The organism is Pseudomonas sp. Bc-h, from assembly GCF_002080045.1.
GTDB lineage: Bacteria > Pseudomonadota > Gammaproteobacteria > Pseudomonadales > Pseudomonadaceae > Aquipseudomonas.
In genome coordinates this window covers 105,123-126,862 of sequence record NZ_MUIN01000006.1, presented here as the reverse complement: position 1 = coordinate 126,862, position 21,740 = coordinate 105,123, and the positions used below count along the sequence as shown (strand labels likewise).

The window sequence follows — 21,740 nt, the reverse complement described above, 5'->3', positions numbered from 1 at the left end:
GCTGACAATATTGACAGGTAGCAGTCATTTTGCTGACCGGGTCGAGGGGTTATAAAGGAGGCTCTCGATTATCCGCCCTCCACATATTCGCTGGCGTTATCCCTGTATGCACAAACAGAAAAAATCTGTGATAGCCATTACTGCGCTGGTTGCCTTGATCGCAATCGGTACCTGGTTCGCGACCCGCCCAACTGCAAAAAAAGTCAGTGCGCCAGTGGCGGTGCCGGTTCAGGTGATCAACGTTGTGAAAGAGGATGTACCCCGCTACGTCACCGGTATCGGTTCGGTGTTATCACTGCAAAGTGTGGTGATTCGCCCGCAGGTAGACGGCATCCTGACAAAGCTGATGGTGAAGGAAGGGCAGCAGGTCAAAACCGGTGATCTGCTGGCGACGATCGATGACCGCTCGATCCGCGCCGCACTGGAGCAAGCCAAGGCGCAACTGAGTCAGAGCGAGGCGCAGCTGGATGTGGCGCAGGTGGACCTCAAACGCTACAAGCTGCTGACGGTCGACAACAGCATTTCGAAGCAGCAATACGATCAGCAACAGGCTCTGGTTAACCAGCTGAAGGCCACCGTGCAGGGCAATCAGGCCTCGATCAATGCTTCGCAAGTGCAGCTTTCCTACACCCAGATTCGCTCTCCAGTGACCGGTCGTGTCGGCATCCGGACTGTCGACGAAGGCAACTTCCTGCGTGTCAGCGATGCGACGGGCCTGTTCTCGGTGACTCAGATCGACCCTGTTTCCGTAGAGTTTTCCCTGCCGCAACAGATGCTGCCAACCCTGCATGATCTCTTGGCCGACACCACGCCTGCCAAGGTCAATGCCTATCTGGGCGAAGGGGCCAACGGCACGTTGCTTGGCGAAGGCAGGCTGACGCTGATCGACAATCAGGTAGCGGCCACCACCGGGACCATCCGCGCCAAAGCCACCTTCGACAACGCGGCAGAAAAACTCTGGCCGGGCCAGTTGGTGACGGTGCGTATCCAGACGGCGATTGATCGTGATGCGCTGAAGGTACCGCCACAAGTGGTGCAGCGTGGGATCGACCAGCACTACGTTTATCGCGTCAAGGATGACAAGGTCGAGGTGGTGCCCGTCAAAGTGCTCTATCAGGACAGCAACCTGACGCTGATCAGCGGCGTCAGCGCCGGCGACGTGCTGGTCAGCGACGGTCAGTCGCGGCTCAAGAACGGCACGCAGATCGAGGTGGTCAAGGCTGATGCGACAGACACCTTGGCTGACGTGGCCAGCGCGCCAGCTGGAGCGTCGAAATGAAAGGTCACGGATCGATTTCCGCGTGGTGCGTGAATCACCCGATTGCCACGGTCCTGCTGACGTTCGCCCTGGTTCTGCTTGGCTGTATCGCCTTTCCTCGCTTGCCTGTGGCGCCTTTGCCTGAGGCCGAATTTCCGACCATTCAGGTCTCGGCGACGTTGCCCGGCGCCAGTCCGGAGACCATGGCGTCATCCGTGGCCACGCCACTCGAAGTGCAGTTCAGTGCCATTCCCGGCATGACCCAAATGACGTCGAGCAGTGCACTGGGCTCCACCAACCTGACCCTGCAGTTTGTCTTGAACAAGAGTATCGATACGGCTGCACAGGAAGTGCAGGCAGCGATCAACACGGCGTCCGGTCGCCTGCCCGCCGATCTGCCGACCGCCCCCACCTGGCGTAAGGTCAATCCCGCCGACAGCCCGGTGCTGATTCTCAGCGTCAGCTCCAACCTGATGCCGGCCACTGAGCTGAGCGACGTCACCGAGTCCCTGCTGGCGCGCCAGTTGAGTCAGATCAACGGCGTGGGACAAGTCTCTATCACCGGCCAGCGACGCCCGGCCATTCGGGTGCAGGCTGCGCCGGAAAAACTCGCCTCCATCGGCCTGACCCTCGCGGACCTGCGTGCAACGCTGCAACAGACCAGCCTGAACCTGGCCAAAGGCGCGCTGTATGGCAAGGACAGTGTTTCCACCCTGGCGTCCAACGACCAGTTGTTTCAGGCCAAGGATTACGACCAGTTGATCGTTTCCTACAAGGATGGCGCGCCTGTCCACCTGCGCGACGTCGCCAAGGTCATCGACGGTTCGGAAAATGCCTACGTGAAGGCATGGTCGGGTAATCAGCAAGGCGTGAACATCGTGGTCTTTCGCCAGCCTGGGGCCAATATCGTCGAGACCGTCGACCGCGTGCTCGGCGAGCTACCGCGCTTGCAGGAAATGCTGCCTGCTTCGGTCGACGTGTCAGTGCTCAGCGACCGGACCAAGACCATTCGTGCTTCATTGCATGAAGTGGAGATGACTCTGCTGATCGCCATCGTGCTGGTCATCGCCGTGATGGCGCTGTTCCTGCGCCAGCTGTCGGCGACCCTGATCGTGACAGCGGTGCTGGGCGTATCGCTGGTCGCCAGTTTCGCGCTCATGTACGTGCTGGGATTCAGCCTGAACAACCTGACGCTGGTGGCGATCGTGGTGGCGGTCGGTTTTGTGGTCGACGATGCCATCGTGGTGGTGGAGAACATTCATCGGCATCTGGAAGCCGGCGAGAGCATGCGCGATGCGGCGATCAAGGGGGCGGGCGAGATCGGTTTCACCGTGGTGTCCATCAGCTTTTCGCTGATCGCTGCCTTCATTCCGCTGCTGTTCATGGGCGGTGTGGTGGGTCGGTTGTTCAAGGAGTTTGCCCTCACCGCGACGTCGACTATTTTGATTTCAGTGCTGGTTTCGCTGACGTTGGCACCGACGTTGGCCGCGCTGTTCATGCGCGCGCCCAAACACGATGCTCACGCCAACCCGGGCTTCGGCGAAAAACTGCTGGCGCATTACGCCCGGGGGGTGCGCTATGCCCTCGCCCATCAGCGCATGATGCTGGGCATTTTCGGCCTGACCCTGGTGCTGGCGGTGGCCGGTTACGTGCTGATCCCCAAAGGCTTCTTTCCGGTTCAGGACACCGGCATGGTGCTGGGGACCAGTGAGGCGGCGGCGGATATTTCCTACCCGGATATGGTGGAGAAGCATAAACAACTCGCGAAGATCATAGGCGCCGATCCGGCAGTCAAGGCGTTTTCCCATTCGGTGGGCGTCAGCGGCAGTAACCAGACCATCGCCAACGGCCGTGTCTGGATCGCCCTGAAAGATCGCGAGGATCGCGACGTGTCCGCCAGCCAGTTCATCGACCGTATCCGACCGAAACTGGCGAAGATACCGGGCATCGTGCTGTACCTGCGCGCAGGGCAAGACATCAACCTGAGCTCCGGCCCGAGCCGCGCGCAGTACCAATACGTGCTCAAGAGCAACAACGGCGCGCTGCTGAACGAGTGGACGCAAAAGCTCACGGAAAAACTGAAGTCGATTTCAGCCTTCCGCGACCTCTCCAACGACCTGCAGCTAGGTGGCAGCGTGACGCATCTGGACATCGACCGCAGTGCCGCCGCGCGTTTCGGCCTGACCACCGCCGATGTGGATCAGGCACTGTATGACGCGTTCGGCCAACGGCAGATCAACGAGTACCAAACCGATATCAATCAGTACAAGGTCATCCTCGAACTGGATCCGTCGCAACGCGGCAAGGCCGAAAGCCTCAACTATTTCTACCTGCGTTCACCGTTGACCAACGAAATGGTGCCGCTGTCGGCGCTGGCCAAGGTCGGGGCGCCGAAGATGGGTCCACTGTCAATTGCTCATGACGGCATGTTCCCGGCCGCCAATCTGTCGTTCAACCTGTCGGCCGGCGTTGCCCTGGGCGACGCCGTGGTGATGCTCGATCAAGCCAAGAACGAAATCGGCATGCCTGCCGCCATCATCGGTAACTTCCAGGGCGCGGCCCAGGCGTTCCAGAGTTCGCTGGCCAACCAGCCGTGGCTGATTCTGGCGGCGCTGGTGGCGGTGTACATCATTCTGGGTGTGCTTTATGAAAGCTTCGTTCACCCGCTGACGATCATTTCCACCCTGCCCTCTGCGGGTATCGGCGCACTGTTGCTGCTGTGGCTGATGGGCCAGGATTTCTCGATCATGGGCCTGATCGGTATCGTGCTGCTGATCGGTATCGTCAAGAAGAACGGCATCCTGCTGGTCGATTTCGCACTGGAAGGCCAGCGCCATCGCGGGCTTTCTCCACAAGATGCGATCTATGAGGCCTGTCTGACGCGGTTTCGGCCGATCATCATGACCACACTGGCGGCGTTGCTCGGTGCTCTGCCGCTGATGCTCGGCTATGGTGTCGGTGCCGAGTTGCGTCAGCCGTTGGGTATCGCGGTAGTCGGCGGTCTGCTGGTGAGCCAGGCCCTTACGCTGTTCACCACGCCAGTGATTTATCTGCAGCTGGAACGGATTTTCCATCGCAGACATCCAACGGCCACACCGACCCCGCCTTCAACGGCCAAGAAACCTGCGGCAATACTCGCTACTGAAAAGTAAGCACGGAAAAGTGAGAGTGGACCGATGCGTGTCCTGATTATCGAAGACGAAGAGAAAACCGCGGACTATCTGCATCGCGGTCTGACCGAACAGGGTTACACCACGGACGTTGCCCGGGATGGCATCGAAGGCCTGCACATGTCCCTGGAGAGCGAATACGGGGTGATCATCCTCGACGTCATGCTGCCCGGCCTCGACGGTTATGGCGTGTTGCGGGCACTGCGCGCGCGCAAGCAGACGCCAGTGATCATGCTCACCGCTCGGGAGAACGTCGACGATCGGATTCGCGGCTTGCGTGAAGGCGCCGATGATTATCTGGGCAAACCATTTTCGTTTCTGGAACTGGTGGCTCGTTTGCAAGCATTGACCCGACGCAGTGGCGGCCATGAACCGGTTCAGATCAGCATCGCCGATCTTTGGATCGACCTGATCAGCCGCAAGGCGACCCGCTCGGGAGCCCGCCTGGACCTGACCGCCAAAGAGTTTTCGCTGCTCAGCGTGCTGGCCCGGCGCCATGGAGAAATCCTCTCCAAGACCTCGATTGCCGAGATGGTCTGGGACATCAATTTCGACAGTGACGCCAACGTCGTGGAGGTGGCAATCAAGCGCCTGCGCGCCAAACTCGACGGCCCGTTCGAACAGAAACTGCTGCACACCATCCGTGGGATGGGCTATGTGCTGGAGAGCCGTCGTGTCGAGTAACTCCATCGCCATTCGCCTGAGCGGCATGTTCGCGCTGGTGGCGTTGCTGGTGTTTCTGCTGATCGGCTGGGCGTTGTACCTGCAGGTGGACAAGAGTCTGGGCCTGCTGCCGGAAGCCGAAGTGGATGCGCGTTACAGCGTGCTTGAGTCTGCCGTGCAGCGTTACGGCAACCCGGAGCATTGGGCCAAGATCAATGCCAAGCTCAGGTTGCTCAGCGAAGAAGACAAACGCCTGCGGTTCTGGGTGGTCAGCGACAATCCAACCTACGAGTTCGGCAATCCTGACGCGCAGATTCGCAAATTCGCCAACGGTCCGCTGGGCATGCGTGACCTGAACCTGTCCGATCACGACTATCCCTTCAAGGTTCGTGTGAGCCAGTTCCCGGCCAAGGACCAGCGACCTCCCCTGCGCTTTCTCACCGCCATCGACACTGAAACGTTCTGGCAGACCCAGCACTCGTTGCTGACCGCGCTGATCAGCCTTGCAGCCATCGGCATCGCGCTGGCTTCGGCTCTGGGCTACTGGGTGGCGAGGATCGGCCTCAAACCCCTGCACGACCTGTCGCTGGAAGCCCGCAAACTGGCGCCGCCACGGTTGTCCGGCCGTTTGCAGCTGTCGTCACTGCCACCGGAACTCGACCAGTTCGTGACCTCGTTCAACTCCACGCTGGAGCGTGTGGAGCAGGCCTATTCGCGCCTTGAATCCTTCAACGCCGACGTGGCCCATGAGCTGCGCTCGCCACTGACCAATCTCATTGGTCAGACCCAAGTGGCGCTGACTCGGGGCCGTTCCGCCGAGCATTACTTCGAGGTATTGCAATCCAATCTGGAGGAGCTGGAACGGCTGCGCTCGATCATCAACGACATGCTGTTTCTGGCCAGTGCCGATCAGGGCAGCAAGGCCACGGAACTGACGCAATCGTCCCTCGCCGAGGAAGTGGCGACGACCCTGGATTATCTGGATTTCATTCTGGAGGACGCACAGGTGCAGGTTCAGGTGCGCGGCGATGCGCATGTCCCGTTCGAAAAGGCCCACCTGCGCCGCGCGCTGATCAACCTGCTGCACAACGCGGTGCAGCACACCTCGTCGGGGCAGATCATTCATGTGGATATCAAGGAGGAAGGCGATCACATCAGCATTGGCGTGACCAACCCGGGGGCGCAGATCTCCGGCGAGCACCTGCCCAAGCTGTTCGAGCGCTTTTATCGAGTCGATGCGTCACGCAGCAACAGCGGCGCCAACCATGGGCTGGGCCTTGCCATCGTCAAGGCCATCGCATTGATGCACGGCGGCACCGTGTTTGCGCGCAGCGAGCACGGAGAGAATACGTTCGGGATCAATTTGCCGAGTTGAAACGGCATGACCCCGGGGGCATCACGGTCGCAGTCCGGCTTACAGGCGATAGCAAATTCAAGGACGCCACCGCCGGCAAGCCGGACAGCTACCTAGGTCGTCTGACTGCGCGGTGCTCGCGCCTCAGCCCTTCTTCACGAACTCGGACTTCAGCTTCATTGCGCCGATGCCGTCGATCTTGCAGTCGATGTCGTGATCGCCATCGACCAGGCGGATGTTCTTGACCTTGGTACCGACCTTGACCACGAGTGACGAGCCTTTGACTTTCAGGTCCTTGATCACAGTGACGGTGTCGCCGTCCTGCAGGGTGTTGCCGACTGCATCCTTGATGATTTTCACGTCATCGCTGGTTTCAGCGGCGCCATCGGCAGACCACTCGTTGGCGCATTCCGGGCAGACGAACTGGGTGCCGTCTTCATAGGTGTATTCGGAATTGCATTTCGGGCACGGCGGTAAACTCACGGCGGATCTCGCATCAGGATGAATAGGCGCAGGATTATAAGGGTTTTTATCCTGAGAGATCACGCCACGCTGTTTACATGCTCAACATGGTCTCTGTAGGAGTCATCAGAGGCACGACGGTCGCGATGACAATGTGCCAGGTAAACCGCATCGCGACCCTCGTTCCTCGGATCCCTCCCACATGGTTAATCGGGTCGCTGCGCAAACAGGCAGCGTCAAGCCAGCGCCGTATCCATCACCATCATCAGGCAGAACCCGACCAGCAGCCCGAAGCTGGCGATCTTGTCGTGTCCGTTGCGGCGTGATTCGGGGATGATCTCGTGGGTCACGACCAGCAGCATCGCACCCGCCGCCAGCGCCAGTCCGAGTGGCAGCAACAGCGCGGCAATCTCCACTAGCCAGGCGCAGAGCACGGCAAACACCGGCTCGACCAGCCCTGATGCGGCCCCGATCAGAAAGGCATTTACGCGAGACATGCCCGCAGCGGCGAGTACCAGTGCAATCACCAGGCCTTCCGGCACGTCCTGCAGCGCAATGCCCATGGCAAGGCTGTCGGCGTGAGCAAGCCCGCCGCCGGCCGAGACGCCCACGGCCATGCCTTCGGGAATGTTGTGGGCGATGATCGCGATGACGAACAGCCAGATATTCGAAGGAATCGCCGGTTTTTCTGTGACGTCCGACAGCTGCGGCCCACGGGACACCAGCGTGTCGACGACGAACAGGCCGACAGCGCCAGCCAGAATGCCGAAGCTGATCAGCGCACCCGCGCCCCACTGTGAGAAGCCCAGGCCTTGAGCAGCGCTGAGGCCCGGCACGATCAGAGAAAAGGCAGTCGCTGCGAGCATGATGCCCGCGCCGAAACCCAGCAATCCGTCGGACACCGCCACCGGCATCCCGCGGATAACCAACACTGGAACTGCGCCGAGGGCCGTGCCCAAGGCGCACAATGCTCCGCCTTCCAGAGCCCTCAACATGCGGGGTTCGAGGCTCATCCACGATAACCCTTGAGCGATGAGCAAACCTGTTCCGGCCAGTAACAGAATCGAACCGATGGCCAGTCGAAACAGGCGTCCACTGCTGATGGTGAGGAAATCCGAAGGCATAGATCGTCTACTTCTCGTCAGGGGGATTCAAGCCAGAGCAGCGGCATAGCGCTTGGCGACTTCGCCCCAGTTCACGACGTTGTAGAACGCAGCGATGTATTCCGGGCGACGGTTCTGGTAGCGCAAGTAGTAGGCGTGCTCCCAGACGTCCAGACCGAGGATCGGCGTGTTGCCGTTCATCAGCGGGCTGTCCTGGTTGCCGCTGCTTTCCACGACCAGTTTCTTTTCCGGGGTCACGCTCAGCCAGGCCCAGCCGCTGCCGAACCGGGTCAGCGCAGCCTTGGTGAACGCTTCCTTGAGGGCTTCGATCCCGCCCAGTTGCTCATCAATCGCCTTGGCCAGCGCGCCACCTGGCAAGCCACCGCCTTTAGGGCTCACGACGTCCCAGAACAGCGAGTGGTTGGCGTGACCGCCGCCCTGGTTGATCACCGCCGGGCGCAGTTTTTCCGGCAGTTGCCCGACGCTGGCGACCAGTTTCTCGATTGGCCACTCGGCGTATTCGGTGCCATCGACGGCGGCGTTGAGGTTGTTGATGTAGGTCTGGTGGTGCTTGGTGTAGTGAATTTCCATGGTCTGCGCATCGATGTGCGGTTCAAGGGCATCGTAAGCGTATGGCAAGGCAGGCAAGGTATACGGCATATCAATGAACTCCAAAGGACAATGTGCCGGCGGCAGCGGCATTACGCTGAAGCGCCGAGCGTGAGTGTTCGCCGCTGCTGTTGAGCAGGCGATGGGTACGTGGGTATTCACCGTGTTCGTTGATGAAGCCCAGCAGTTCGCTGTAGGTCTTGTTGCTGTGACGGAACGCGGCCTGACGCAACGCAGGCGTCAGACGCGGGTTCTGGATCACTTGCAGCAGGCGTTGATGCGCCGCACACAGATACTCGGCGCTCTCCTCCGGCTGATGCAGGCTCAGGTGCAGATCGGCCAGGTTGTGATGGGAAATCACGAAAGCCGCCACGGCCTCGTCGGGGTCACTCCAGCGCTCCAGCAGCACCTGCGCGAGGGCCAGGGCTTGCAGATAGAGTTCGCGGGCGTCGATCAGGTCGCCACGGTTGAAACAGCTATTGCCTTTCAGAATGGTGCTTTTCCAATGCTCCATGGCGTGCCCTCCACAGGCGCTGACGTGAACAGAAACGCGGGCGGTCAGATGCCGCCGGCAGTGAGTTTTTCCGGATTGAGCAGGGTTTCCAGCTGGCTGCGATCAAGGTCGGTGTGCTCCAGCGCGACGTCCATGATCGGCCGGCCTTCCTTGTAGGCGGTCTTGGCGATCTCGGCGGCCTTCTGATAGCCGATGATCGGGTTCAGCGCGGTGACCAGAATCGGGTTGCGTGACAGCGCCTCTTTCAACTTGGCTTCGTTGACCTTGAAGGTCGCAATGGCCTTGTCCGCCAGCAAGCGGCTGGAGTTGGCCAGCAGCTCGATGCTCTGCAGCAGGTTGTGGGCGATGATTGGCAGCATCACGTTCAGTTCGAAGTTGCCCGACTGACCGGCAACGGTGATTGCAGCGTCATTGCCTATCACCTGGGCGGCGACCATGGCGGTGGCTTCCGGAATCACCGGATTGACCTTGCCCGGCATGATCGACGAACCCGGCTGCAAGCCTTCCAGTTCGATTTCACCAAGGCCCGCCAACGGGCCGGAATTCATCCAGCGCAGGTCGTTGGCGATTTTCATCAGCGACACGGCGGTGGCCTTGAGCTGGCCGGAAACGGCGACGGCGGTGTCTTGCGAGCCGATCAGCGCGAACAGGTCCTTGCCAGGCACAAAGCCGACGTTGCTCAGGCGGCTCAACTGAGTGGCAAAGCGTGAAGCGAATTCGGGATGCGCATTGATACCGGTACCCACCGCAGTGCCGCCTTGCGCCAGGGCCTGTAGGCTCGGCAGCAGGTTTTCGATGTGCTCGACGTTGGCCTTGATCTGTTGCGCCCAGCCATTGAGGACCTGGCTCATGCGCACGGGCATGGCGTCCATCAGGTGCGTACGGCCGGTTTTGACGTAAGGGTGAACCTGCTCGGCTTTGTGCTCGATGACCTGAATCAGGTGCGCCAGCGCGGGCAGCAACTGCTCGTGAATCGCCAGTGCGGCGCTGACGTGGATGGTGGTCGGAATGATGTCGTTGCTGCTCTGACCGCAGTTGACGTGATCGTTGGCGTTCACCGCATCGCCCAGCACGCGGGTGGCGAGGGTCGCGATCACCTCATTGGCGTTCATGTTGGTGCTGGTGCCGGAGCCGGTCTGGAAAACGTCCACCGGGAAATGGGCCATGTAGTCGCTGGCCAGCAGTTCCTTGCAGGCGGTCACGATAGCTTTGCTCTGCCCTTCGGAAATCTGCTTGAGCTCAAGGTTGGCTTGCGCGGCAGCAGCTTTTGCCAGCAGCAACGCGCGGACGAACTGGCTGGGCATGCGCAACTGGCTGATCGGGAAGTTGTTCACCGCACGCTGGGTCTGCGCGCCGTACAGGGCCTCGGCCGGGACCTGCAACTCGCCCATGCTGTCGCGTTCAATACGGGTATTACTCATCGGTAGATCCTTGCATCAGTTCAGCGAGAGAAATCGAGGGCTGCAACACGCAGGTCGCCAGTTGATGGGCGAAGGCCTGCCAGCGTTGACGTTGGGGAATGGAATGGGCGAGTGCCTGCAGGTCGCGCAACGGCCGCCACGCCTGATCCAGACACAGACAGCGCCAGTGCCAAGGCAGCGCGGTGTCGCGGGCTGTGTCGATCAGCAGCCGGAATGTGCTTTCGGCGATAAGCGTCTGCGGCGTTGCGGTGAAACGCGCCAGGTAGCGGCCCTCTGCCAGATAGTGTTCGATGACACGTGGCTCGTCGGGATCAAGGGCGCAGCGAATCCGAAGACTCAGCGCACGCCAGTTTTCCAGATACGGCGACTCGTGCAGAACAGTACCCATGACCGAGGCTCATTTAGCGAATGATATTCATTATTAAATGAGTTTAAGAATCAAAACAACCCCGACATTTGCATAGGTGTGAAGGAAGATCGCCCATATCGGGGTCACGGATGAACCCTTGTGGGAGCTGCAGGTTCTGGGGCCGTCTCAAGGATTCTGTGGAAGTTATCAACTCACACGCATAAAAAAGGCCTGCGCATGGCAGGCCTTGGGTGACACGGGGCTCAGGGAGAAATCAGCTCCCCGCCACCATCATCTTCTCGATCAATACAGAGCCCGTGCGGATGTTGCTGCGCATTTCCAGGTCGCTACCAACGGCAACGATCTGCTTGAACATGTCCTTCATATTGCCGGCAATGGTCACTTCCTGAACCGGGAACTGGATCTCGCCGTTCTCGACCCAGAAGCCCGCTGCGCCGCGCGAATAATCGCCGGTGACCATGTTCAGGCCGCTGCCCATCAGTTCGGTCACCAGTAGCCCGCGCCCCATCCGCCGAATCAGGGCTTGCTGGTCCTCAGTGCCATGGGAGACGAACAGGTTGTGAACGCCGCCCGCGTTCGCCGTGCTCGGCAGGCCCAGCTTGCGGCCCGAGTAGGTGCTGAGGATGTACGAGACCAGATCGCCGTTTTCGACGAACGGCTTGGCGTAGGTCGCCAGGCCGTCACCGTCGAACGCCGAACTGCCCATGGCGCGCATCAGGTGAGGACGCTCGTCGATGGTCATCCATTCCGGGAACAGACGCTGACCGATTGCGCCTTCGAGGAAGGACGACTTGCGGTACAGGTTGCCACCGGAAATCGCGCCCAGGAAGCTGCCGAACAGGCCGCCCGCCAGCTCCGCCGAAAACAGCACAGGGACTTCGCAGGTTGGCACCGGGCGTGCGCCCAAACGGCTCGCGGCACGCTCGGCGGCTTTCTGGCCGATGAGCCTGGCGTCCATCAGCAGGTCGCCCTGACGATTGACGTCGTACCAGTAATCGCGCTGCATCTGGCCGTCTTTCTCGGCAATCATCACGCAGCTCAGGCTATGCCGGGTCGAAGCGTAACCGCCGATGAAACCATGGCTGTTGCCATACACCCGGCAGCCCTGATGCACATTCAGCGTGGTGCCATCGGCGTTCTTGATCAGGCTGTTAGCGTCGAATGCAGCAGCCTCACAGATCAGCGCCTTCTCAATGGCCTGCTCGGGCGTGATGTCCCAAGGGTGGAACAGATCGAAATCCGGTTGTTCCTTCGCCATCAACGCGGCGTCGGCAAGGCCCGAGCTTTCGTCTTCGGAGGTGTGTTTGGCGATGGCCAGCGCGGCAGCGACGGTCTCGCGGATCGCGTCAGGGCCACTGGCCGAGGTGCTGGCCGAACCCTTGCGGTGGCCGACGTACAAAGTGATGCCAAAGCCCTGGTCACGGTTGAATTCGACGGTCTCGACTTCGCGCTGACGAACCGACGTCGATAGCCCCTGCTCCAGCGACACAGCGACTTCACAGGCGGTCGCGCCCTGGCGCCTGGCTTCGGCGACGATCTGCTCGACCTGCTGTTGCAGTGCCGGCAAGGCCTGCGGGCCGACGCTTTCTGATGCACTCATGACTTTCTCCATCAAATTCCGGTTCTGGCACTGACCAAGTGCCCACTGGGCCGGACAATTGGCCCCTGACTGGTTATCATGGCGGCGTTTATTTGCGGACGGCCCCCATGGTTGATTCTTACGACGACTCCTTCGACGGAGAGAAAAGCAAAACCCAGATCAAAAAAGAGCTGCACGCTCTGGTGGATCTGGGCGAACGCTTGACGACATTCAAGCCCGATGTGCTGGCCAAGCTGCCTTTGACCGACGAATTGCGTCGGGCGCTGGCCGATGCTCCAAAGCACACCGCGCACATCGCGCGCAAACGCCACATCTCATTCATTGGCAGGCTGATGCGCGATCAGAACCTGGATGAAATCCTGGTCCTGCTCGATCAGCTCGATGCCTCCACGCGCCAATACAACGAGCGCTTTCACAATCTGGAACGCTGGCGCGACCGCCTGGTGACCGGTACTGACGACGTGCTCGAACAGTTCGTCAACGAATACCCGGAAGCCGACCGTCAGCAACTGCGTTCGCTGATCCGTCAGGCTCAGCACGAGGCCAAGCAGAACAAGGCCCCGACCGCGACCCGCAAAATCTTCAAATACATCCGCGAACTGGACGAAACCAAGCGCGGACTGCGTTAAACCTTGCGCCGAGTGAGCGACTCACTCGGCGCAGCCTCCTCTCTTCAGCCGCCTGTGCCGCCTACGGTGATCGCATCGATCTTCAGCGTTGGCTGGCCGACGCCCACCGGTACCGATTGCCCATCCTTGCCGCACGTACCCACGCCGCTGTCCAGCGACAGATCGTTGCCGACCATCGACACCCGGCTCATGCACTCAGGACCGTTGCCGATCAAGGTTGCGCCTTTGACCGGGGCAGTGATTTTGCCGTCTTCGATCAAATAGGCTTCGCTGGTGGAGAACACGAACTTGCCGCTGGTGATGTCGACCTGACCGCCGCCGAGGTTGGCGCAGTAGATACCCTTCTTCACCGACTTGATGATTTCTTCCGGATCGCTCTCGCCGCCCAACATGTAAGTGTTGGTCATGCGTGGCATCGGCAGGTGCGCGTAAGATTCGCGACGACCGTTACCGGTGCGGGCAACCCCCATCAGACGCGCGTTGAGCTTGTCCTGCATGTAGCCCTTGAGCACACCGTTCTCGATCAGCGTGGTGCATTCCGTCTGGACGCCTTCGTCGTCGACGCTCAACGAGCCACGGCGACCGGCCAGGGTGCCGTCATCAACGATGGTGCAGAGTTTGGAGGCAACCATTTCGCCCATGCGACCACTGTAGGCCGAGCTGCCTTTACGGTTGAAATCGCCTTCCAGACCATGGCCGACCGCTTCGTGCAGCAACACGCCGGACCAGCCGGAACCAAGCACCACCGGTAGCGTGCCAGCCGGAGCCGGAATCGCCTCCAGGTTGACCAGCGCCTGACGCAGCGCTTCGCGGGCATAGCCCATGGCGCGGTCTTCGGCGAGGAAATAACGGTAATCGGTACGTCCGCCGCCACCATGGCCGCCACGCTCGCGACGGCCGTTCTGCTCGACGATGACGCTGACGTTGAAGCGCACCAGGGGGCGTACATCGGCTGCCAGGCCACCATCGGTGGAAGCCACCAGAATGCGTTCCCAGACACCGGCCATGCTCACGGTGACTTGCTGAATACGAGGGTCGAGCGCACGGGTCGCGATGTCGATACGCTTTAGAAGCTCGACTTTTTCGGCGCGGGTCATGACTTCCAGCGGGTTGTCCGGCGCATAAAGCTGGGCGACGTCTTGGGTAGTGAACGCCTGAACACGGCCGTTCTGGCCTGCGCGGGAAATGGAGCGCGCAGCGCGAGCGGCTTGAGCCAGGGCTTCCGGGGTGATGGCATTGCTGTAGGCAAAACCGGTTTTCTCACCCGATTGCGCACGCACGCCGACACCTTGGTCGAGGTTGAAGCTGCCTTCCTTGACGATGCCGTCTTCCAGAGCCCAGGACTCGGAAATCTGGCCCTGAAAGTACAGGTCGGCCGCGTCGATCCCGGGACCGGCAAGCTCCCCCAGCACCGATTGCAGGCTGTCGATGCTCAGGCCGCCTGGCGCCAGTAGGTGTTCGCTGACAGAGGACAAGTCGCTCATATTCACTCCGGGGTGTTGGCAGGCCGCAAGGCGTCCTGCGAAAAAAATCGCCGGTGACTGGATACCGGCATCCGCGCCCGTATGGACGCTTGCTCTTCACTGTCTCGTTCGGCCAGCAGCACGGCTTCACCCTGTGCCTGCTCGGCCAGCACGCGGCCCCATGGATCTATGATCGCCGCGTGTCCAAATGTTTCCCTTGGCCCTGGATGAACCCCGCCCTGCGCGGCTGCCAGCACGTAGCACTGGGTTTCGATGGCGCGCGCGCGCAGCAGGATTTCCCAGTGCGCCGCGCCGGTCACGGCGGTAAAGGCCGACGGCGCGGTAATCAACTCGGCGCCTGCTTCACGCAGGGCTGTGTATAACTCGGGAAAGCGCAGGTCGTAACACACGGTCAGACCCAGCTTTCCCACCGGTGTATCGGCAACCACCACGTTGCCGCCGTGGGCGTAGTCGTCAGACTCACGATAGCGTCCGCGAGCATCGGCGACGTCGACATCGAACAGGTGCAGCTTGTCGTAACGCGCGACCTGTTGGCCCTGATCGTCGACCAACAGCGAGCACGCCGTGACTTTGCCCTCCGGCCGACCCTCAGGCGGCAGCGGCAATGTCCCGGCGACAATCCATAACTTGAGGTCGCGGGCGGCGAGTTTCAACCATGGCAGGATCGGACCTTCGCTCATTGCCTCTGCGCGACCGATGGCGGCGATGTCCCGCCGGCCCATGGCGGCGAAGTTTTCCGGCAGCACAGCAAGCTTTGCACCCGCTGCAGCGGCCTGCTCAAGCAGCTTGCGCGCCTGGGCAAGATTGCCCTCGACGTCGCTCTGGCTGACCATCTGAATCACTGCGAAGGACATGAGTGCTCCTTGATCGATAGAACTGCACTGTACTCCAAGCGCCGCAGCCCGACTTACCGACAATGCTGAAATCTCTGACGCTGCCGCCGGCAAGCCGGACTGCACAGAGGCATCGCCTGCCAGATAATCGGACCCGCGATTCTTATTGCGGCTTCTCGAATGGCTTGTCGAAGGTGATTTTAGGCTCTTTCCAGGGGCCTTCGACCTTGTATTGCACACTGGCGAAACGAGCCACGCGGTCACCCAGGAGTTTGTCGACCAGGAACAACGCGCCGCCGATGGCCGGAGCGCCGACGATCAACGCGGCAATCGGCAGGTTGTTGGTCACGGGCAAGGTCACCAACAGCTTGGCGTCGACACGATCGCGGACCATGTCCAGGGTGCCATTGAGCTCGAGATTGCTCGACGGACCGATCAGGGTGATCGGATCGCGGGTGACGTAAACGCCATCGCTGGCCACCAGCAGTCCCTTGACCTTGTCATAGCTCAGCCCTTTGCCCAGCAGGTCGGAGAAGTCCAGACGCAGACGCCGGCCAATGGAGTTGAAGTTGAGCAGGCCGAACACCCGCAGCGCCTGCGCGCCACCTTCGACTTCGACGAACTGGCCGTTTTTCAGCGTAGCGTCGAGGCTGCCGGAATAGCGCTTGAGGCCAACCCACGCCGGTGAGCCTGGCCAACGACCGTCGACGTTAAGCTCGAACTCCTGACTGGTGACGGTCGGCGCGAACCCCCAGGCCTGCAGCACGTCAGCCAGGTTCTTGCCGGCCACCTGGCCTTTGATCCAGCTGTTGGTCGCACCCGGTGTGCCCTCCCAGCCGCCACTGCCCTGCAGCAACATGCCTTTGAGCCCCATGCTCATGTCCGACATCTGAATCCCGTTCGGCGTCGAGCGCACCTTGAGCGACCAGGCTCCGACCAATTGATCGCCCTGGAACAGCTGGGTGATCTTGATGTTCATCGCCGGAATGTTGCGCGGATCGACGTCCGCCAGCGGGTCCGGCGCGTTTTCGACCACTGCCGCGTTCGGGTCTGGCGCGGGCAGTTTCACGAACAGCAGATTGATGTCGGCGGGCGTGGCCTTGTTGTCCGGCAACGTGGCCGTGCCCTTGATCTTCGAGCTGTCCAGCGCAAGGCCCCAACTGGCATCGCTGCGCTTGAGCTGCACGCTGGCAGACTCCAGCGTCGTGCCCATGGCAGTGAGCTTGCCGATCTGCAGATCGACGCCGCTCAGCAGTTGTTTGGCGCTCCCACCCGGATCATTACCGGCGTAGCGCTCAACCATCGACTGCCAGGGCGCGATGTCCAGCTCGGACAGTGAGCCACGCACACGCAAGCCCTTGGCTTCGGGAACGATAGCGCCGCCTTGGCCAAGGAACAGCTCGCCACGGCCATCCGCGAACTTGCCCGGTGGAGAGGCAAACGCAAAGTTGGCCAGATTGCCGTAGCCGACGGTGATACGACGCTCAGGCCCTTGCAGGTTCATTCGGAAATCCGTGTCGCGTGTCTCGTCGGCGGTCTTGCCAAACGGCGCGGGCAAGTCGACGTTCAAACCTTTGAGGCTGGAATTGATCCGCAGTTGGTTGTCGCCATTGGCGAGCGAAACTTCCAGTTGATACGGCAGATCACCCGACACCGGCAACGGCTGAGTCACGCCCAGCCAGTCGGTGAGGCGCTTGGTCGCAATCTGGCTTGAAGCAGAGATTCGCGTCACCGGAGCACCGGGCTTGCCCTCGGCGAAGATCTCGGCGGTCAACGGTTTGTCGAATGCCACGGCCTTGATGTTCTTGCCACTCAACCCTTTGGCGATGTCGAACCGGAAGTTGCCCTTGAGCTGGGTCAGATCCAACACCGGGTCCGGCAGCCGCAGTCGCGCACCGTCGGTATTGAAGTCCACCGCGACCTTCGGCTCCTGGCCCTTGACCAGCGGAACGTCGAGATTGATATGGCCCTGGAGCGGCCCTTCGGCCTGCCAACCGGTGAAGGTCTGAGCGGTGCCGATGGGCGCCTCCTGCAGAATCTTCATGCCATCCTGCAGACTGCCGTTGAAGTCGCCGTCGACCAGCAGATGGCTGGATTGCCCGGGCGGCGTGTGGGGAACATCGACCGCCACATTGCTGACCTGCGTTCCCAGCAACTGGCCTTTGCTGGCACGAACCCGCACGCCGCTGTTTTCGACGAAAACGTTGCCGTCGACGCCGGTGAGTTGCGGCCAGCCCGGCTGGAATGCCAGATTGGCGTTCTGCACCTTGAAGAACAGCGTGATGACCCGTGCCACATCCGGCGCGTCGTGGTTGATCGAGCCCTGATACTGGAAAAAACCTTCCTTGACGTTGCCGCTCAAAACCGCCGTGCGCAGCCATTGATCGACGCCCGGATTGAGCACCGCCGGCAAGTATTTCGACGTGTATTTGCCATCGCCATCGACCATGCCCACGCGCAGGTCCATGTAGTCTTCCTGATCGTGGTTGAAATGCAGGCGAATGAGAAAATCCGCAGCGATCTTGCCTTCATCGCCAAGTACCTTGATGTACGGCGCTATCAGCGTGAAGCCTTGATCGTCCAGCGCGTAAGTCAGGCGCGCCTCAGCGTGGTTGTAATGCCAGGCATTCTTGAAGATCGGGTCCAGGTGCAGCATGAAGTCGTCGGTGTTCAGACGTAGTTCGCCCTGCCCCAGATCGCCGCTGATGGCGCCGCTGACGTTTCCGGCGGCTGGCGCGCCGTGGTAGGCGTCGAAACCGAGCTTGTCGACGTTGGCCGCGAAGCTCAAACGCTTGGGACCTTCGGCCTGCGGGCGATAGTCGAGCAGCAAATTGCGTACGCCACCGGTGAAGTTCAGGTGATCGAGGACCACCATCAGCTTGTCGGGCAATGGGGCAAGTGAGTCCAGCAATGGGGTGACCGGCGTCAGGTCAATGCGGTCGGCCTGCACATGCCACAGCTCTTCGCTGTCTGACGTGGCCGCCGTCTGTTTCAGCTGGATGCGGCTTTCCCAGCGCTTGCTGGCAATGTCCATGCCCAGTGAGTCAAGGGCCACGGTGAAGCCTGTTTCATCGCGCTGAAACCAGGCGTTGAGTGCCAGGTTGTCGATCTTCGAGGATTTGCGATCGGCGTAGGCGCCCTTGAACTGCGGGGCGTTGAGCCGCGCGACGGCAGTCTGCAGATTGCCCTTGCCCCACGTCAGCCAGAACTCGCCGCCAGCCTTGAGGTTGTTGATCTTCCAGTCGCGGGTCAGGCTCTTCGGCAGCCACTTGGACCAGTCGCTCTGCGGCAGGCTCAGATAGGTCTCGGCCTCACCCTCACGCCAGGCGCTGGCGCGTATTTTCGAGCGCACGTTGAGCGAAAGCGGCTGGCCGTCAGGCAGGGTCACGCGCGCATCCAGACGCTGGTGAACGCTGCCGGTCTTGAGGGTCATGCTGACGTAGGTCAGTGTCAGCGGCGCCTGATCGTAGGGTTGCAAGGTGATCTGGCTGTCGAACAGCGACAACTGCGAGATCATCTGCATTTGCTTGAGGGTCTGTTCGGGGTCGAAAGGCTTGTCGTCCTGCACTGGCAGGCCCTGAAGCGCCCAGTGGCCGTCCTTGTCCTCCTTCAGGCCCAGTTGCAGACCATCGAGTTCAAGCCGGGCTATGCGTACCTGACGGGCCTTGATGCTGGCCCAAAGGTCCGGCACGGCACGCACGTGATCGAGGCGGACAGAATTGGCACCCTGCCCGACCATTACGTCCCGCGCGACGAAGATCGGTGAAAAACCGCTCCAGCTGCCTTCGAGCCGTCCCACACTGACAGGCATCCCGACAGCGGCCTCGGCCTTGGCTTCGACGTCGGCGCGATACTCGGCCACCATCGGCACCAGCTCCCGGCCCACGCTGACGTACAAGGCCACCAGCACCACAATCAGCGCGCACAAGCTCAAGCCCCAGCGTGTCAGGGCCGCGAAGAAACGCGTCAGACGCTCCATGTCACGCAGCCTCCATTCCGAGAGTCTATAAATGGCGACCGGCTCAAGCGTGCAGCTGGGGTCAGATCCGGGAAGTGCTCATTCGCCACGCATAGTTCTCTTTGAAGGGCATCCTTGCCGTCGGCCCGCTGCCGGGCTTGATCTGCCGGGCTCAACAGCCAGGCGATGCTCTGCACCGCGGCCCTTGAGCACACTCAGAGCAGCACAACGTCGTATTGTTCCTGGGAGTACATGGTTTCGACCTGAAAACGAATGGTCCGACCGATGAACACCTCAAGCTCCGCCACGTTACCCGACTCTTCATCGAGCAGGCGATCAACCACTTTCTGGTTCGCCAGCACCCTGTACCCCAAGGCCTGATAGGCGCGAGCTTCGCGCAAAATCTCGCGAAAGATCTCATAGCATATGGTTTCAGGGGTTTTCAGCTTGCCGCGGCCCTGACAACTGCTGCACGGCTCGCACAGCACCTGCTCAAGGCTTTCACGGGTGCGCTTGCGGGTCATCTGCACCAGACCCAGCTCGGTGATGCCGATGATGTTGGTCTTGGCGTGGTCGCGCTCCAGCTGCTTCTCCAACGTGCGCAGCACCTGACGCTGATGCTCGCCATCCTCCATGTCGATGAAATCGATGATGATGATCCCGCCGATGTTGCGCAGGCGCAGCTGGCGGGCGATGGCGGTCGCGGCTTCAAGGTTGGTCTTGAAGATGGTTTCTTCGAGGTTGCGATGGCCGACGAACGCCCCGGTGTTGACGTCGATGGTGGTCATCGCTTCCGCCGGATCGATCACCAGGTAGCCACCGGATTTCAACGGCACCTTGCGATCCAGTGCTCTCTGGATTTCGTCTTCGACGCCGTACAGGTCGAAAATCGGCCGTTCGCCTGGGTAGTGCTCCAGGCGGTCGGCGATTTCCGGCATCAACTCGGCCACGAACTGAGTAGTCTTCTGGAAGGTTTCCCGCGAATCGATGCGAATCTTCTCAATGCGCGGGCTGACCAGATCGCGCAGGGTGCGCAGCGCCAGGCCAAGGTCTTCGTAGATCACGCTGGCCGGGCTGATGGTCTTGATCTGCTCGCCAATCTGGTCCCACAAGCGCCGCAGGTAGCGGATGTCCATCATGATTTCATCGGCCCCGGCGCCCTCGGCAGCCGTGCGCAGGATGAAACCGCCCTTCTCCTTGATCCCCTCCTTGGCAACACAATCGCTGACCACCTGCTTGAGGCGCTCGCGCTCGGCTTCGTCTTCGATTTTCAGGGAAATACCGACATGCGCCGTGCGCGGCATGTACACCAGATAGCGCGACGGAATGGACAGTTGAGTGGTGAGGCGCGCGCCTTTGCTGCCGATCGGGTCCTTGGTGACCTGCACGACGAGGCTCTGGCCTTCATGCACCAGCGAGCTGATGGTTTCAACTGCCGGGCCCTCACGCATCGAGATTTCCGAAGCATGAATGAATGCCGCGCGATCCAGACCAATGTCGATGAACGCTGCCTGCATGCCAGGCAGCACGCGCACCACTTTGCCCTTGTAGATGTTGCCGACGATCCCGCGACGCTGGGTGCGTTCGACGTGAACCTCCTGCAAAACCCCGTTCTCGACGACGGCCACGCGCGACTCCATCGGCGTGATGTTGATCAGAATCTCTTCACTCATGGCTTCTCACCTTCCAGGCATTGCCAACAGGGTATGCCGAAACGCTGAAGTATTTCTGCGGTTTCGCATAACGGCAGCCCCACCACCGCGGAATAGCTGCCCGCAAGGTTTTCCACGAAGACGGCGCCAAGACCCTGAATCCCGTAGCTGCCCGCTTTATCGCACGGCTCGCCACTGGCCCAGTAGGCACGGGCTTCTTCGGTTGTAATCGCACGGAAACGCACCTGGCTGCTCACCACCCGGGTTTCGCAGTGCTTTTCGTCGACCACGGCGATGGCTGTCAGGACTTCATGTTCGCGATTCGACAAGGCGGCGAGCATCGCCAGCGCGTCGGCTTCATCGACAGGCTTGCCGAGAATGCGCCCCTCGAGAACCACGGCGGTATCGGCGCCAAGTACGCAGGCGGTGGAGTAAGCGGGATCATTGGCGAGCTGCAGCAGGCCGGCGTCTGCCTTGCCCCGAGCCAGACGCTCGACGTACGCGGCTGGGGTTTCGTCTTTGAAAGGGGTTTCGTCGATATCGGCGCTGAGCGTGGTGAACGGCACGCCGATCTGTGCGAGCAATTCACGACGGCGCGGGGAGCCGGAGGCGAGTAGAAGTTGTGGCATGGGACGTCTCCGTGTCATTGATCACAAGCTT

Annotated in this window: 17 protein-coding genes; 5 read left to right on the top strand and 12 right to left on the bottom strand. The window is 61.0% G+C overall.

The window, feature by feature from the left end; genetic code table 11:
• Positions 1-106 precede the first annotated feature (106 nt).
• From BWR59_RS11090 to BWR59_RS11075, 4 genes are read left to right on the top strand one after another with little or no spacing between them, the layout of a single operon-like run.
• Positions 107-1,279 (top strand): efflux RND transporter periplasmic adaptor subunit, encoded by a 1,173-nt coding sequence (locus BWR59_RS11090; protein WP_081565683.1) that lies wholly within the window; start codon positions 107-109, stop codon positions 1,277-1,279.
• Positions 1,276-4,410 carry a multidrug efflux RND transporter permease subunit gene (locus BWR59_RS11085; protein ID WP_081565682.1) on the top strand — a complete coding sequence of 1,045 codons (3,135 nt, stop codon included), beginning with the start codon at positions 1,276-1,278 and terminating at the stop codon, positions 4,408-4,410. The genes BWR59_RS11090 and BWR59_RS11085 overlap by 4 nt, the downstream gene beginning before the upstream one ends.
• A gap of 24 nt (positions 4,411-4,434) precedes the next feature.
• A complete protein-coding gene (locus tag BWR59_RS11080) occupies positions 4,435-5,112 on the top strand; it encodes a heavy metal response regulator transcription factor (RefSeq protein WP_081565681.1) in 678 nt (225 codons plus the stop codon).
• Positions 5,102-6,466, top strand: coding sequence for a heavy metal sensor histidine kinase (locus BWR59_RS11075; protein ID WP_081565680.1), 1,365 nt, complete (start codon positions 5,102-5,104; stop codon positions 6,464-6,466). Before BWR59_RS11080 ends, BWR59_RS11075 begins: the two co-directional genes overlap by 11 nt.
• A 123-nt stretch (positions 6,467-6,589) precedes the next feature.
• Here BWR59_RS11075 and BWR59_RS11070 read toward each other — a convergent pair whose 3' ends face one another.
• The 7 genes from BWR59_RS11070 to pmbA form a co-directional block, all read right to left on the bottom strand.
• Positions 6,590-6,928, bottom strand: coding sequence for a zinc ribbon domain-containing protein YjdM (locus BWR59_RS11070; RefSeq protein WP_081565679.1), 339 nt, complete (start codon positions 6,926-6,928; stop codon positions 6,590-6,592).
• A gap of 215 nt (positions 6,929-7,143) precedes the next feature.
• On the bottom strand, positions 7,144-8,031 hold the full coding sequence (locus BWR59_RS11065) for a ZIP family metal transporter (protein ID WP_081565678.1): 888 nt from the start codon (positions 8,029-8,031) through the stop codon (positions 7,144-7,146).
• A gap of 27 nt (positions 8,032-8,058) precedes the next feature.
• Positions 8,059-8,670 carry a superoxide dismutase gene (locus BWR59_RS11060; RefSeq protein WP_081565677.1) on the bottom strand — a complete coding sequence of 204 codons (612 nt, stop codon included), beginning with the start codon at positions 8,668-8,670 and terminating at the stop codon, positions 8,059-8,061.
• Between the two features lies 1 nt (position 8,671).
• Positions 8,672-9,133, bottom strand: coding sequence for a hypothetical protein (locus tag BWR59_RS11055; protein ID WP_081565676.1), 462 nt, complete (start codon positions 9,131-9,133; stop codon positions 8,672-8,674).
• A gap of 44 nt (positions 9,134-9,177) precedes the next feature.
• Positions 9,178-10,554, bottom strand: coding sequence for a class II fumarate hydratase (locus BWR59_RS11050; protein WP_081565675.1), 1,377 nt, complete (start codon positions 10,552-10,554; stop codon positions 9,178-9,180).
• On the bottom strand, positions 10,547-10,942 hold the full coding sequence (locus BWR59_RS11045; protein ID WP_081565674.1) for a FagA protein: 396 nt from the start codon (positions 10,940-10,942) through the stop codon (positions 10,547-10,549). Before BWR59_RS11045 ends, BWR59_RS11050 begins: the two co-directional genes overlap by 8 nt.
• Before the next feature lie 235 nt (positions 10,943-11,177).
• Positions 11,178-12,524: a metalloprotease PmbA gene (gene pmbA, locus BWR59_RS11040; RefSeq protein ID WP_081565673.1), complete on the bottom strand. Its 1,347-nt coding sequence runs from the start codon at positions 12,522-12,524 to the stop codon at positions 11,178-11,180.
• 107 nt (positions 12,525-12,631) lie between these two features.
• On the opposite strand from pmbA, the gene yjgA reads away from it, so the two are divergent.
• Positions 12,632-13,153, top strand: a complete 522-nt coding sequence (gene yjgA / locus BWR59_RS11035) for a ribosome biogenesis factor YjgA (protein ID WP_074755982.1) — start codon at positions 12,632-12,634, stop codon at positions 13,151-13,153.
• A gap of 44 nt (positions 13,154-13,197) precedes the next feature.
• Here the strand turns inward: yjgA and tldD are convergent, their stop codons facing one another.
• The 5 genes from tldD to BWR59_RS11010 form a co-directional block, all read right to left on the bottom strand.
• Positions 13,198-14,637 carry a metalloprotease TldD gene (tldD, locus tag BWR59_RS11030; protein ID WP_081565672.1) on the bottom strand — a complete coding sequence of 480 codons (1,440 nt, stop codon included), beginning with the start codon at positions 14,635-14,637 and terminating at the stop codon, positions 13,198-13,200.
• Positions 14,638-14,639: 2 nt separating this feature from the next.
• A complete protein-coding gene (locus BWR59_RS11025) occupies positions 14,640-15,491 on the bottom strand; it encodes a carbon-nitrogen hydrolase family protein (RefSeq protein WP_081565671.1) in 852 nt (283 codons plus the stop codon).
• Positions 15,492-15,633: 142 nt separating this feature from the next.
• Positions 15,634-19,449 carry a YhdP family protein gene (locus BWR59_RS11020; protein ID WP_081565670.1) on the bottom strand — a complete coding sequence of 1,272 codons (3,816 nt, stop codon included), beginning with the start codon at positions 19,447-19,449 and terminating at the stop codon, positions 15,634-15,636.
• Between the two features lie 194 nt (positions 19,450-19,643).
• A complete protein-coding gene (gene rng, locus BWR59_RS11015; protein WP_081565669.1) occupies positions 19,644-21,101 on the bottom strand; it encodes a ribonuclease G in 1,458 nt (485 codons plus the stop codon).
• Positions 21,098-21,709 carry a nucleoside triphosphate pyrophosphatase gene (locus tag BWR59_RS11010; RefSeq protein WP_081565668.1) on the bottom strand — a complete coding sequence of 204 codons (612 nt, stop codon included), beginning with the start codon at positions 21,707-21,709 and terminating at the stop codon, positions 21,098-21,100. Before BWR59_RS11010 ends, rng begins: the two co-directional genes overlap by 4 nt.
• Between the last annotated feature and the right edge of the window lie 31 nt (positions 21,710-21,740).